The sequence below is a fragment of the Desulfovibrio sp. SGI.133 genome (genome assembly GCF_050313955.1).
GTDB lineage: Bacteria > Desulfobacterota > Desulfovibrionia > Desulfovibrionales > Desulfovibrionaceae > Desulfovibrio.
Genome location: NZ_JBNPMK010000004.1, coordinates 12,337 through 25,020 on the forward strand (window position 1 = coordinate 12,337; position 12,684 = coordinate 25,020).

A 12,684-nucleotide genomic window follows, 5' to 3' on the forward strand; every position below is an offset into this window, starting at 1 on the left:
TCGCGTCACGGCCGTACGGCAGTGCCTTCCGGCCCCGTACACGCACTGCTCGCGCCAAGGCCATGTGCCCGCGTATGGCCTGCCCCCAGTCTGCCCGATGGCGCCGTTCCCGCGCTCCGTTCTGCCACATGAGGGCGCGCACCGGCCCCGTACTTTTCTGCGCGCCCGTTGCCCGCAAGGTCCTGTCCGGCTACGCACCGGATGCAGGCACGTCCGCCGCACGCCGGAGCGGACGGGCGCGGTGTCCGGCCCTTCCCGGAAACGAGCATCGCATTGACAGGCACCAGCGCAACCCGTATGCCTTTCAGGCAACATCACTCATCCCGAACCCGCGAGATCATCATGGCCAGCAACGAACCTTTCGGCTCTGATTCTTCCCCGTCCCCCCGCCAGTCCGGCGCGCCCCGCAACGCCGAGGGCAACGACCGCGCCCGCACTGCGGAGAACGACCTGCTGCGGCGCGTGCCGCCCCACAGCCCCGAAGCCGAACAGGCCGTGCTGGGCGGCATCCTCATGCGGCCCCAGCTCATGCACGTCATCGTGGACCTCATCGCGGATACGGACTTCTATCTGCCGGCCCATGCCACCATCTTCCGGGCCTTCCTGGACCTGTACCGCAAAAGCGCGCCCATCGACCTCATCTCCACCGCCGAGCAGCTCAAGAGCAACAACGCCCTTGAAGAGGCCGGCGGGGCCGTCTATCTGGCCGACCTGGCCCAGGCCGTGGTCTCCGGCGCCAATGCCGAATATTACGCCACCATCGTGCGCGACAAATCCCTGCAACGCGGCCTCATCAACGCCTGCTCGTCCATCATCAGCAACTGCTACGATGCCTCGCGCGAGGTGGGCAGCCTGCTGGACGAGTCAGAACAGGCCGTGTTCGCCATCTCGCAGCGCACCACGGGCCGCGACTTCACCGGTGCCCGCGAACTGGTGGACAGCGTGTTCGAGAACCTGTCCAAGCTGGCCGACTCCCGCGATGTCATCACCGGCGTCACCACCGGCTACACACGCCTGGACAAGCTCACCGCCGGTCTCCAGCCCTCGGACCTCATCATCGTGGCCGCCCGTCCCAGTATGGGCAAGACGGCCTTCTCGCTCTGCATGGGCCTCAATGCCGCCATCCGCCAGGGCGTGCCCGTAGCCGTGTTCTCGCTGGAAATGAGTAAGGAACAGCTCATGCAGCGCATGCTGGCCGTGTGGGGCAAGGTGGACATGTCCAAGCTGCGCCGCCCGGCCCTGCTCACCGATGCCGACTGGAGCAACCTCTACGCCGCGGCCGACGTCATCTCGCGAGCGCCCATCTACATCGACGACACCCCGGCCCTGACCACTCTGGAGCTGCGCGCCCGTGCCCGCCGCCTCAAGGCCGAAAAGGGCCTGGGCCTGGTCATCGTGGATTACCTCCAGCTCATGCGCACCAGCCGCCGCACCGACTCACGCGAACTGGAGATCTCGGACATCTCCCGCTCCCTCAAGGGTCTGGCCAAGGAGATGAACGTGCCCGTGGTGGCCCTTTCGCAGCTCAACCGAAAAGTGGAAGAACGCGGCGACAAGCGTCCCATGCTCTCGGACCTGCGTGAATCGGGCGCCATCGAACAGGACGCCGACGTCATCATGTTCGTCTACCGCGACGACGTGTACAAGTTCACCAAACCTGCCGACCGGCCGGTGCAGGGCATCGCCGAGATCATCATCGGCAAGCAGCGCAACGGTCCCGTGGGCGTGGCCGAGCTGCTCTACATGTCGCCCTATACGGCCTTCGAAGACCTGGCCCCCGACTGGGCCCCCTCGGAAACGCCGCAATAAGCAATCACGGCTCGAAGAGCCCCGCCCGCATCGCTGCCGATGCCCGCGGGGCTCCTTTTGTCACTGACGGCGTGGACTGCGGACCGCCCCAGGGATGAAGCCCTCACAGCGTCGCTGCCGCCGGCCGCAGGTTCCCTTGCCTCGCTGGCAGGAACGACCAGCGGCCAGTTTAGGGAAGGTATCGTGGGAGCTGTCCCGTTCTCCGTCACGCGCTGTTCGTTGTCAGGCTGCGACGCATTCCGCTCTCATACCGGCCCCAGAGCCGTATTCCCCCCGGCCCATCCCCGAAGTGGTGAGTCAGAGGATGCTCTCGGCACGTCCCGCCCTCTCGCACAGTTCCAGGCAACGTTCGCTCCTCCCCTCATCCGCGTGCTGCCGCCAGCCCTGTTGACCAGTCCCCCCCCAGTGAAGGCACGGCCACAGGACACACCATCCCCGCCAAGGTCCCGCTATGGCTTCCGTCCCTTGCCTGGGGGATTCGCCTTCTTCCTGCCCTGTCCCCCCCTCTCATGGGAGTATCGCTCCCGACGTCTTCCGGCGACCTGCTCCCCCCTGTCGCAACCTATCCTCCTCCTGTTTTTCCTCTGCCGGACATCCTTCGCAGCGGTGCGTCCGTCCCGCCCCTTCCAGACCGGAAGATTGTGCGCTCAATCAGCATTTTTCCAGCCATCTCGGCACCTTTGTGCAAAGAAAAATGATTTTGTGAAAAAAAACGCGAACGCCGCCCTATTGCCCTCTTCTTTGCCTGATAAATCAGCCTGTTCGCCCCCCGAAAGGCCCCTCAAAGCAGGGGCAAAAAACCGAAAAAATCAAGAAATAACGGACTTTTTCCGCCAGTCTGCGTTGACAAGCCCTGCAAAGCATGTTTCTGTTTTCTCAATTGCCGCAGGTCTTCAAGCTGTTTTGGGGATCACATGCGGCGTGTCTGTCACTTTCGAGAGGGTGTTTTTTCATGTCCAAGTCCATTTATGTTGGGAACCTCCCCTGGGCCGCTACTGAAGAACAGGTGCAGGATCTTTTTGCCGAATACGGCAAAGTTCTGTCGGTGAAACTGGTCAGCGACAGGGAAACCGGCCGTGCCCGTGGCTTCGGCTTCGTGGAAATGGAAGACGGTGAAGCTCAGGCTGCCATCGAAGCTCTGGATAACTACAGCTTTGGTGGTCGCACTCTTCGCGTCAACGAAGCCAAACCCCGCGCCCCGCGTCCTCCCCGCTACTAGGGAATTCCCGCGGACATAAGAAACGCCCCGGGTGCATCGCTTCCGGGGCTTTTTTTATTGGCAAAGGGCAATGACGGACACCAGAAAAAACAGCCCATCCTCCCCTCCCGCAGGGCACGGGACAGGCTCCCCGCCTTGCCGAGCGCGGCAAATTCTGCCATGATGTGAAAGACGTGCCGGGAGTACCGCACGAAGCAATCTTAATGAGGAGGCTTGCATGCTCAATCCCAAACAGTGTGTTCTCTACAGCGGCGGCGCTGCCGGGACCGAACAGTTTTTCGGCGCTCTGGCCGAAGGCTGGGGCATCGAAGAAGTCAACTACAGCTTTGAAGGTCATCAGATCGAGCGCAAGCGCGGCGTGCGCGTGCTTACCTCCGAAGAGCTGGCGCTCAAGGACGTGAGCCTGACCTACGTCTCCAAGCTCATGAACCGCGAATACACCCGCGCCCCCATCTTCCGCAAAGTGCTGCAGTCCATCTGCTGGCAGGTCAGCAGCGGCAACCAGGTCATCGTCATCGGTGCCATCCAGCCCGACAACACCGTCAAGGGCGGTACCGGCTGGGGTGCCGAATTCGCCAAGATCTGCAACAAGCCCCTGCTGGTGTTCGACCAGCCCAAGAACGGCTGGTTCACCTGGGACAAGGAAGTCTGGACCCCGGTGGAAAAGCCCGTCATCGAGCATGCCCACTTTGCCGCTACGGGCACCCGCTTCCTGGAAGACAACGGCCGCGACGCCATCCAGGATCTCTTCGCCCGCTCCTTCAACCGTTAAGCCGCGAGCAGCCCAGGCTGCCGGGCCTTTTCGGGCGCATCCGCCGCGCTTTCACAGGCGCGGCGTTTTGCGTCCTGTGAGGAATCCATGGCCCAGCAATTCACCGAAACAGAACGTGCCATCCTGCGTATCGTGCAGGCCGACCTGCCCGACACCCTGACCCCGTATGCCGATATCGCCCGCACCGTGGGCTGCACGGAAGAGGAGGTCCTCGACCTGCTCTCCCGCCTCAAGCAAAGCGGTGCCATCCGCCGCTTCGGGGCCAGCATCAAACACCAGAAGACCGGCTGGAACCACAATGCCATGGTAGGCTGGAAAGTGGCCCCCGAGCTGGTGGAAGAATGCGGCGCCATCGCCGCCCGCCACAGCCACATTTCCCATGTCTACTACCGTCCCAGCGCCGCTCCCGACTGGCCCTACGAGCTGTACACCATGGTGCACGGCCGCAGCGAACAGGAATGCCTCGACGTGGCGCAGGAACTGATCGCCACCACGCCCCTGCGTGAGTACGCCATCCTCAAGAGCTTGAAAGAGCTCAAAAAAATCTCCATGACCTATTTTTAGGAGCCTGACGCCAATGGACGACAAATCCCGCGCGCTTTTTGACAAAGCCTGCCAGCTCATCCCCGGCGGGGTCAACAGCCCCGTGCGCGCCTGCCACAACGTGGACAGCCTGCCCCTCTTCATCGCCGAAGCCCACGGCAGCCACATCATCGACGTGGACGGCCGCGAGTACATCGACTTCATCCTCTCCTGGGGCCCCATGATCCTGGGCCACGACCATCCCGCCGTCACCGCCGCCGTGCGTGAGGCCGCCGGTCGCGGCACCAGCTACGGCGCTCCCTGCCCCGACGAAGTCACCCTGGCCGAAGAAGTGGTGGCCGACATGCCCAGCCTGGAAATGGTGCGCATGGTCAACTCCGGCACCGAAGCCACCATGAGCGCCCTGCGCCTGGCCCGCGGCGTCACCGGCCGCGACAAGGTGCTCAAGTTCGTGGGCTGCTACCACGGCCATGCCGACCCCTTCCTGGCTGCCGCCGGTTCCGGCCTTGCCACCTTCTCCATCCCCGGCACCCCCGGTGTGCCCGCCGCCGTGGTGGCCGACACCCTGCTGGCCCCCTACAACGACCTTGAGGCCGTGCGCGAGATCTTCCGCCAGCATGGCGAAGGCATCGCCGCCATCATCGTCGAACCCGTGGCCGCCAACATGGGCCTTGTCCTGCCCAAGCCCGGCTTCCTCGAAGGCCTGCGCGAGATCACCCGCCAGTACGGCGCCCTGCTCATCTTCGACGAAGTCATCACCGGCTTCCGCGCCTCCTTCGGCGGCGCCCAGGCCCGCTTCGGCATCGATCCCGACCTGACCACCTTCGGCAAGATCATCGGCGGCGGCCTGCCCGTGGGTGCCTTCGGCGGCAAGCGCCAGTACATGGAAAACGTGGCTCCGCGCGGCGCCGTCTATCAGGCCGGTACCCTTTCCGGCAACCCGCTGGCCATGGCCGCCGGTCTGGCCACCCTGCGCCAGCTGCGCCAGATGGATTACGATGCCCTCGAACGCCGCGTGTCCGCCTTTGCCGGCGAACTGCGCGCCATCCTCAGCGCCAAGGGCGTGCCCATCCAGATGCCCACCATCGCCTCCATGTTCTGCCCCTACTTCAGCGAGCAGGAAGTGGTGGACTTCGCCACCGCCAAACAGTGCGACCAGCAGCTGTTCACCACCTTCTACAAGCAGATGCGCCAGCAGGGCATCTTCCTGGCGCCCTCGGGCTTCGAGACCGGCATGGTCTCCTTCGCCCACACCGACGACGACTTCAACAAGGCCCTGGACGCCGCCCGCAAGGTCAGCTTCTAGGCTGCCTGATCTTGTCCGTGAGGGGGAGAGGGAAACCTTTTCGGCGAAAAGGTTCTCCCTCTCCCCCATGCCCCCTCTCCTTTCCAAAACCTTTTCATCAGGTCCCTGACGGCCTGTCCGGCACGCAGGCCTGCTCCCTGATGCCGGTCTCCCGGCTTTTGGGCGGGCTGTTTTTTACGATGAAGAGCACAGCAGCCGGTACGCAGCGTCTGTCTCGTTGCCCCCTCCTATCCTTGCCCGTAGCTGCCTGCGCACTAACGGGCACGGCCTGCGGCCGCCCTCGACCCGTTTCCCCAACGGCCGCTTTTCCGTGGCGCTATATGGCAGACGCGAGCCCTCTTCTGCCAGTCGTCCGTTTTTCTTTTTGAGGCCCCTCCGGTCCTCTGCACGGTCATCCGTGCCCTGTTGTCTGCCGCCCCTCTGCCGCACTGGCGGCGGCTCTTTCTCCGCCTGCCCACCCGCTCCTTTCCCGGTCAGGGGAGATGACAGGCCTTGCGCCCGGCGGCGGGGACGTGCCATACCGACCAGAGTAAAAGTTTTCGGCGGGGATGGGGGAGCGCGAGGGGGAAGGGGGGCCCTTTTCCAAAAGGGCCCCCCTTCCCCCTCGCCCCACCTCTCCCACTACGATTCAAACCGGAATCCCCATGCATTGTATCTGTCATGTCCTGAGCAGCGCGGCCTTGCCGCTGGCCCGACGCCTGCGGAAAGCCATGGCCGCAGCGCCGTGGCACGGACCGTCGGGCGAGACGCTGGCGGAATGCCGCCTGTCCGCGCCGCGACGTTTTGCCCCGGAAGACTGCCTGCCGTTTGCCGGCATCATGGATGCAGCCCGACAGGCCGCAAAAGTTCCCCAAATCTTTATAGGCGCCACAGGCATCGCCGTGCGGGCCGTGGCGCCCCTGCTGGAACACAAGAGTACGGACGCGCCTGTCCTGGTCATCTCGCCGGACGGACGTTTCGTCATCAGCCTGCTGGCCGGACACTGGGGCGGCGGCAACAGCCTGTGCCGCCATGTGGCCGCCCTGCTGGACGCCGTGCCGGTCATCACCACGGCCACGGACTGCGGCGAACGCCCGGCGCTGGACCTCTTCCTCCAGACAGCGGGCCTGCGCATCCTGGACTGGGACCAGCTGCCTCCGGCCCAGGCCTGCTGGCTTGAAGGACGGCCCTTGCCGCTATGGGACCCCTGCGGCGCGGTGACGGACGGAGAAGGGGGGGGATTCCTGCGGCAGGAACATCTGCCGGAACAGGACGGGCCCGCAGTCTGCGTACACTGGCAACGTCTGCCCGCACGGCAAGGCCGCCTGCGGGTGGCCCTGCCCTCGCTGGTACTGGGTCTGGGCTGCCGCAAGGGTATCCCTGCGCCGCTGGTGGCCACAGCCGTGGAGGGTCTGCTGCTGCGCCACGGACTGGAACCCCAGGCTCTGGCGGCCCTGGCGACCGTGACGGAAAAGGCCCAAGAACCGGCCTTGCAGGAACTGGCCCGGCGTCTGGGCCTGCCCCTGCTGACCTTCGATGCCGCGGAACTGGCCGCCGTCAGCACACCGCACCCGTCCACAGCGGCAGGGGAACGCTTCGCCTGCGCCCCCTTCAGTGTCTGTGAGGCAGCCTGCCTGCTGGCGGCCCGGCGGATGGCCGCAACCGGTACGATGCAGGCGGATGGTGGGGGGGCGTCGCCTGTTAACCGGGCCCATCTGAAGGACGGCCCGCCGGCGGGAACAGGAAACGGACAGCGAACAGACGGCACGGAAGCTCCGGCCGCCCGTCTGCTGGTGGAAAAAACCAAGGTGGCCGGCCAGCTGACCCTGGCCGTGGCCCTGTCGAACAGCATTTTGCGGAGGGATGATGTCTGAGATCGTAATGAACGAAGGGCGGGACGCGGTCCTGCTGGTGGGCGGCGGCAGCCTGTGCGCCGCGGCCGTACCGCTGTTGCAGGCTGCCGGGCTGGTCCCTGCGGGCGTCATCCACGGTCCGCGTTGTGACTTCGCGGCAGAGGCGGGCGTGCCTCCGCTGGGCCGGGACGCCGACCTGGCCCGCCTGCGGCCGGACTTCTCCCGGGCCGTGGTCACGGCCCCGCACAAGCAGGCTGCCAAACTGCGCCGTCTGCTGCACGACGCCCTGCGCGAACTGGGCTTCACTCTGGTCAGTGCGGTCCATCCTGATGCCCACAGGGAGCGGGATGTCCTCGTCGGCGCCGGGAACCTCATCTTTGCCGATGCCTCGCTGGCGGCGGGCTGCCGTACCGGCACGGGCTGCGTGCTGCGGGCCGGGGCTCGTCTGGAGGCAGGCTGCCGCCTGGAGGATCATGTCCATCTGGGGGAAGGCGCGCACCTGGGTGAGGGCGTCATCGTGGAAGAAGGGGCCCATCTGGGCCGGGAGGTACGCGTGGATGCGGGCCTGCGGCTGGAAAAAAATATTTTTGTGCCGGACAATGTCCACCTGACGCACCGGACCCTGCCGCTGTTCAGCACGGGCGGGGAACGGGAAGGCAGTGCGTAATCTTTCGATTTTCAAGAAAAATTTCATAAAATCACGCCACAATTTCACGGCAGGCGGACGTTTTTCCGGCGTTCCCGCCTGCCCGAAGCCCGTGCGGATTTTCCGCCACCCACGTTGACACATTCTGCAACCCGGCGTATTGATTTGTTATCTGTCTGTGACGTCCCGGAGCCGTTCCGCGCGTCCCAAGGTTCGACTAGCCTGTGAGGAGGTTGTCATGAAGTTCGCCCTGTTGTCTGCCGGTGTCCTGGCTCTGGCCCTGTCCGTGCCCGCCATCGCGGCCCAGCCCCCTGTCCCGGCTGACGGTCTCGTCCTGCAAGGTTCCAATCCCAAGAAGCCGGTGACCTTCAACCACTCCACCCACAAGACCGTGGAATGCGTCGTCTGCCACCACCCTGTGGACGGCAAGGAAAGCTATGCCAAGTGCGCCACCGCCGGCTGTCATGACAACCTGAAGGACAAGAAGGGGACCAACAGCCTGTACTATGTGATGCACGCCAAGGAAAAGGCCGATGCTCCCCTGAAGCATCAGAGCTGCCTGTCCTGTCACGTCAAGGTCGTGGCCGAAAAGCCTGACCTGAAGAAGGACCTCACCGGTTGCGCCAAGTCCAAGTGCCATCCGTAGGCCGTCATCCATTTTCGCATTGCAAGCCGCGGGAAACCGCGGCTTTTCTTTTTGGCGGTTTGCCTTTTGGAGCATGAGCTGCTATGCAGGGCAAGCCGTTGAGGAACCGGATCACCAACCATCCTGCATGAGAGGCGCCCATGGCCGCATCTGCCGAGCAAAACGAGATCATCGAACTGACGGACCTTATCGAAAAAGGCCCTGACCTGCCGAAAAACAGCCCCAAAACGCCTGAGCCCCTTCCCCTGCCCGACGAGGCCCCGGCAACGGCTGCCCCGGCTTCTGACGACCTGCTCCTGCTGCCTGTCCAGGATCACGAGCCCGCGCCGTCCCCCGCGCCGGCCGCCGAGGACGTGCCCCCCGCCCGGGACTGGGAAGCCCAGCTGGATGCCTCCGCGGCCGTGATCGGCGATACGGGCCTGCATCTGGCCGCCCTGGCAGCACAGACCGGCACCGAAAGCCCTCTGCTGCCGGAAAGCCTGGAGCGCATCAGCAGCCTGGAAGAAAGCTGCCGCCGGCTCGACCGTCGCCTGAGTGCCCTGGAAGGCCAGGCCGGGAACGGCCACAGCGACGCCACCCTGCTTATGGAGACCGTGGAGCGTCTCACCCATCTGGAAGAGCAGGTACAGGCCCTGCCCGCCACGGAAGACACAGCCTCCGGCAGCATGGCCGGAGCGCCCGACAGCGTTCTGCTTATGGAAAGCATGGAACGCCTTTCCGCGCTGGAGGGTGAACGCCAGGAGATGCTGCAGCGTCTCGACAGTCTGGAGAGCCAGACCGGGGGCAGTCACAGTGACGGTACCCTGCTCATGGAGACCGTGGAACGCCTCACCCACCTGGAAGAACAGGTGCAGGCCCTGCAGGACGCTCCGGCCGCTTCCGGAGAGGCCCCGGCCACTGCGGACAGCGAACGCATGGCCCGTCTTGAGGAAGAGCGACAAATGCTGGCACAGCGGGTGGAAGCCCTGGAACACCAGCTTGGCGACCTGATGACGGATTTTGACAAATACGTGGAAAAGGCGGCCGCCGCCGCTGCGGCGCGGATCCTGCATGAAGAGATCCGGCGCCTGATGGCGGACCAGGCCTGAGCGGCCTTTTTCCCTGCGCGCACGGCCTTTTCCGCCCCCGCTCCCGCGGGGGCATCGACTTGCCAAGCGCACCGTTAGCGCATATGCTGACGGACGGCCTTTTGCAGGCAGCAGCCCTGTACAGGCCCGAATCAAAAACAAAAGGGGCGGGGGCCGCCGTTTCCGTTCCTTTACCCGTCCGGCGTTTTCCCGTTGTGGGTCAAGGCCATTCCCCAGTGGACGGGTTTTTCATTTTGTATGCCACGAGGCCAGGTATGGACAAAGACAGCAAGGAAGCCCTTCAGATCGCCAAAGAGCTGACCGCCAAATTCATCGAGACGCGCACGGTTTCGCCGGGCAACTTCGCCGAGGTCTTTCCCGCCGTGTACCGCGTGGTCTGCGAAGCCATCCGCCAGGGCAACGCTCCCAAGGAGGCCGGACGTGACTGATCCCCGTCCCCAGCATGACGCTGCCGTCTCCGGCATGTTCGGCCGTATCGCCGGCTTCTACGACCTGCTCAACCATACGCTGAGCCTGGGCATCGACTATTACTGGCGCCATGTGCTGGCCAAGAACGTGCGCGTGGGCAGCACCAACCGCGTGCTCGACCTGGCCGCCGGTACCCTGGACGTCTCGCTGGCCATCCGCCGCAAGTACCCGCATGTGCAGGTGCCCGCCATGGACTTTTGCCCGCCCATGCTCCAGCGCGGCCTGCACAAGCTCAAGGGCGACAACGCCCGGGCCATCATGCCTGTGGCCGCTGACGCCAAAAAACTGCCCCTGCCCGACGCCTCGGTGGACTGCGTGACCATGGCCTTCGGCATCCGCAACATCAAGCCGCGCTCCGAGGCCTTCGCCGAGATGCTGCGCGTGCTCACTCCCGGCGGGCGTGCCTGCATCCTGGAGTTCGGCTCCGGCAGCGAACGCATCTGGGGCGGACTGTACAATTTCTATCTGGACAGGATCCTGCCGCGTATCGGCCAGATGGTCTCCCGCGACCCGGGTGCTTATGAGTACCTGGCCGAGACCATCCGCAATTTCCCCACGGCCCCGGCCCTGGAAAAGGAAATGACCGACGCCGGTTTCGCGCGGGCCTGGCATATCAAGCTCACGTCGGGCATCGTCTGCCTGCATGTGGGCGAAAAGGCCCGCTAGCGGGCCAGCGTGCTGCGATAGCGCCGGCTTCCCCGCCGCAGGCGGGACGCCCCGGCGCCATCCTCCGGCACAAAAAAACGGCGCCCCCAAGGGACGCCGTCATGCATACGGAAAAAGCTTGAAGCTCAGGCGCTGCGGGCCAGCCACACAAGGAAGAGCCCCAGAGCCAGCGCCGCCAGCCCGAGGACCCGTATGGAGCTTTTGGGCATCTGCGCGATGAGGATCACTGCCCGTCGCATGGCGTCGGGAGCCAGAGCCCAGACCAGGCCTTCCAGAAGGATGGCCAAACCCAATGCCGCAAGAAATGGTTTCCAGTCAAAAGTCATGTCTTTCACATGGCGGAAACAGGCATTTTTGTAAAGGATAAAACGATGGTGGATTTCGCTGCCCTGCAGAATCGTGAACAGACCCTGGCCGTGGTGGGCCTGGGCTATGTGGGCCTGCCCCTGGCCGTGGCTTTTTCCCGCCACATGAACGTGCTCGGTTTCGACATCAACGCCGGACGCATCGAAGAGCTGCGCAAAGGCCATGACCGCACCAACGAAGTGACCGACGAAGCCCTGGCCACCGCCACGATCGAGTACACCTGCGACCCCGCCGACCTGGCCCGGGCCGCCGTGATCATCGTGGCCGTGCCTACCCCCATCGACGAACACCGCTCCCCCGATCTCACCCCCGTGGTGGGCGCCAGCCACACCGTGGGCCGCCACATGCCCAAGGGCTGCGTGGTGGTCTATGAATCCACGGTCTACCCCGGCCTTACCGAAGAGATCTGCGTGCCCATCCTGGAACAGGAATCCGGCCTGACCTACGGTACGGACTTCACCGTGGGCTACTCGCCGGAGCGCATCAACCCCGGTGACAGGGTCCACACCCTGGAGACCATCAAGAAGATCGTCTCCGGTTCCGACCAGGCCACGGCCGACCTGCTGGCCCAGGTCTACGGCTCCGTGGTCAAGGCGGGCATCCACCGCGCCTCCAGCATCAAGGTGGCCGAGGCCGCCAAGGTCATCGAGAACACCCAGCGCGACCTGAACATCGCGCTCATGAACGAACTGGCCATCATCTTCGAGCGTCTGGGCATCGACACCCTCGAAGTGCTGGAAGCCGCCGGTACCAAATGGAATTTCCTGCCCTTCCGTCCCGGTCTGGTGGGCGGCCACTGCATCGGCGTGGACCCCTACTACCTGACCTTCAAGGCCGAGGAGATGGGCTTCCACCCCGAAGTCATCCTGGCCGGTCGCCGTACCAACGACAACATGGGCAAATACGTGGCCGAATGCCTGGTCAAGCGCCTGATCAAGAACGGCAACGTGGTCAGCGGCGCGCGCGTGGGCATCCTGGGCTTCACCTTCAAGGAAAACGTGCCCGACCTGCGCAACACCCGCGTGGTGGACGTGATCCGCGAACTCAAGGAATATAATGTGATCCCGCTGGTGCATGACGCCGAGGCCGACCCGGCCGAAGCCATGCGCGAATACGGGCAGGAGCTGGTGGATCTGGACCAGCTGCGCGACCTGGATGCCGTGCTGCTGGCCGTGAGCCACAAGGCCTATGCCGCCCTGACGCCCGAAGACATCAAGGCCCGCTGCAAGGACGGCAACAAGGCCGTGCTCATGGACGTGAAGGGCTTCTTCGACCCGCAGGTCATGCGCGCCGCGGGTATCGACTACTGGAGACTGTAAGCGC

Annotated in this window: 13 protein-coding genes; 12 read left to right on the forward strand and 1 reads right to left on the reverse strand. The window is 64.6% G+C overall.

Translation table 11 applies throughout. From position 1 onward, the window contains the following. The first annotated feature begins 342 nt into the window (after window positions 1-342). The 11 genes from dnaB (at window position 343) to ACQRBR_RS07000 (ending at window position 10,995) form a co-directional block, all read left to right on the forward strand. Window positions 343-1,809 (forward strand): replicative DNA helicase, encoded by a 1,467-nt coding sequence (dnaB, locus tag ACQRBR_RS06950; RefSeq protein ID WP_303880660.1) that lies wholly within the window; start codon window positions 343-345, stop codon window positions 1,807-1,809. A 952-nt stretch (window positions 1,810-2,761) separates the two neighbouring features. Then, window positions 2,762-3,028, forward strand: coding sequence for an RNA recognition motif domain-containing protein (locus ACQRBR_RS06955; protein ID WP_006008963.1), 267 nt, complete (start codon window positions 2,762-2,764; stop codon window positions 3,026-3,028). Between the two features lie 217 nt (window positions 3,029-3,245). Then, window positions 3,246-3,800 carry a hypothetical protein gene (locus tag ACQRBR_RS06960; protein ID WP_006008959.1) on the forward strand — a complete coding sequence of 185 codons (555 nt, stop codon included), beginning with the start codon at window positions 3,246-3,248 and terminating at the stop codon, window positions 3,798-3,800. Window positions 3,801-3,887: 87 nt separating this feature from the next. Continuing rightward, on the forward strand, window positions 3,888-4,364 hold the full coding sequence (gene ahbB / locus ACQRBR_RS06965) for a siroheme decarboxylase subunit beta (protein WP_204674983.1): 477 nt from the start codon (window positions 3,888-3,890) through the stop codon (window positions 4,362-4,364). Window positions 4,365-4,377: 13 nt separating this feature from the next. Further along, the gene (hemL, locus tag ACQRBR_RS06970) at window positions 4,378-5,649 is read left to right on the forward strand and encodes a glutamate-1-semialdehyde 2,1-aminomutase (RefSeq protein ID WP_168936162.1); all 1,272 of its coding nucleotides are present in this window, start codon (window positions 4,378-4,380) and stop codon (window positions 5,647-5,649) included. A gap of 644 nt (window positions 5,650-6,293) precedes the next feature. After that, the gene (locus ACQRBR_RS06975) at window positions 6,294-7,502 is read left to right on the forward strand and encodes a cobalt-precorrin 5A hydrolase (RefSeq protein WP_427812640.1); all 1,209 of its coding nucleotides are present in this window, start codon (window positions 6,294-6,296) and stop codon (window positions 7,500-7,502) included. Further along, complete coding sequence (locus ACQRBR_RS06980) at window positions 7,495-8,148, forward strand: hypothetical protein (RefSeq protein ID WP_303880655.1); 654 nt, start codon at window positions 7,495-7,497, stop codon at window positions 8,146-8,148. Before ACQRBR_RS06975 ends, ACQRBR_RS06980 begins: the two co-directional genes overlap by 8 nt. A 217-nt stretch (window positions 8,149-8,365) precedes the next feature. Next, on the forward strand, window positions 8,366-8,773 hold the full coding sequence (locus tag ACQRBR_RS06985) for a cytochrome c3 family protein (protein WP_168935871.1): 408 nt from the start codon (window positions 8,366-8,368) through the stop codon (window positions 8,771-8,773). Window positions 8,774-8,913: 140 nt separating this feature from the next. Next, window positions 8,914-9,861 (forward strand): hypothetical protein, encoded by a 948-nt coding sequence (locus tag ACQRBR_RS06990; protein WP_427812641.1) that lies wholly within the window; start codon window positions 8,914-8,916, stop codon window positions 9,859-9,861. Window positions 9,862-10,115: 254 nt separating this feature from the next. Next, window positions 10,116-10,289, forward strand: coding sequence for a hypothetical protein (locus ACQRBR_RS06995; protein ID WP_427812642.1), 174 nt, complete (start codon window positions 10,116-10,118; stop codon window positions 10,287-10,289). Next, entirely contained in the window at window positions 10,282-10,995 is a 714-nt protein-coding gene (locus ACQRBR_RS07000) for a ubiquinone/menaquinone biosynthesis methyltransferase (RefSeq protein ID WP_303880650.1), read from the forward strand. Before ACQRBR_RS06995 ends, ACQRBR_RS07000 begins: the two co-directional genes overlap by 8 nt. A 125-nt stretch (window positions 10,996-11,120) precedes the next feature. On the opposite strand, the gene ACQRBR_RS07005 is transcribed toward ACQRBR_RS07000, so the two are convergent. Further along, window positions 11,121-11,321: a DUF2065 family protein gene (locus ACQRBR_RS07005; protein ID WP_040370049.1), complete on the reverse strand. Its 201-nt coding sequence runs from the start codon at window positions 11,319-11,321 to the stop codon at window positions 11,121-11,123. Between the two features lie 45 nt (window positions 11,322-11,366). On the opposite strand from ACQRBR_RS07005, the gene ACQRBR_RS07010 reads away from it, so the two are divergent. Further along, window positions 11,367-12,680 (forward strand): nucleotide sugar dehydrogenase, encoded by a 1,314-nt coding sequence (locus ACQRBR_RS07010; protein ID WP_427812643.1) that lies wholly within the window; start codon window positions 11,367-11,369, stop codon window positions 12,678-12,680. The last annotated feature ends 4 nt before the right edge of the window (window positions 12,681-12,684 follow it).

Bases quoted from the DNA above. Each gene is read 5' to 3' on its own strand.
- ACQRBR_RS06980 (WP_303880655.1), top strand. From the start codon at position 7,495: ATGTCTGAGATCGTAATGAACGAAGGGCGGGACGCGGTCCTGCTGGTG.
- ACQRBR_RS06975 (WP_427812640.1), top strand. From the start codon at position 6,294: ATGCATTGTATCTGTCATGTCCTGAGCAGCGCGGCCTTGCCGCTGGCC.
- ACQRBR_RS06955 (WP_006008963.1), top strand. From the start codon at position 2,762: ATGTCCAAGTCCATTTATGTTGGGAACCTCCCCTGGGCCGCTACTGAA.
- ACQRBR_RS07010 (WP_427812643.1), top strand. From the start codon at position 11,367: ATGGTGGATTTCGCTGCCCTGCAGAATCGTGAACAGACCCTGGCCGTG.
- ACQRBR_RS06995 (WP_427812642.1), top strand. From the start codon at position 10,116: ATGGACAAAGACAGCAAGGAAGCCCTTCAGATCGCCAAAGAGCTGACC.
- ACQRBR_RS07005 (WP_040370049.1), bottom strand. From the start codon at position 11,321: ATGACTTTTGACTGGAAACCATTTCTTGCGGCATTGGGTTTGGCCATC.
- ahbB (WP_204674983.1), top strand. From the start codon at position 3,888: ATGGCCCAGCAATTCACCGAAACAGAACGTGCCATCCTGCGTATCGTG.
- ACQRBR_RS06990 (WP_427812641.1), top strand. From the start codon at position 8,914: ATGGCCGCATCTGCCGAGCAAAACGAGATCATCGAACTGACGGACCTT.
- hemL (WP_168936162.1), top strand. From the start codon at position 4,378: ATGGACGACAAATCCCGCGCGCTTTTTGACAAAGCCTGCCAGCTCATC.
- dnaB (WP_303880660.1), top strand. From the start codon at position 343: ATGGCCAGCAACGAACCTTTCGGCTCTGATTCTTCCCCGTCCCCCCGC.
- ACQRBR_RS06960 (WP_006008959.1), top strand. From the start codon at position 3,246: ATGCTCAATCCCAAACAGTGTGTTCTCTACAGCGGCGGCGCTGCCGGG.
- ACQRBR_RS06985 (WP_168935871.1), top strand. From the start codon at position 8,366: ATGAAGTTCGCCCTGTTGTCTGCCGGTGTCCTGGCTCTGGCCCTGTCC.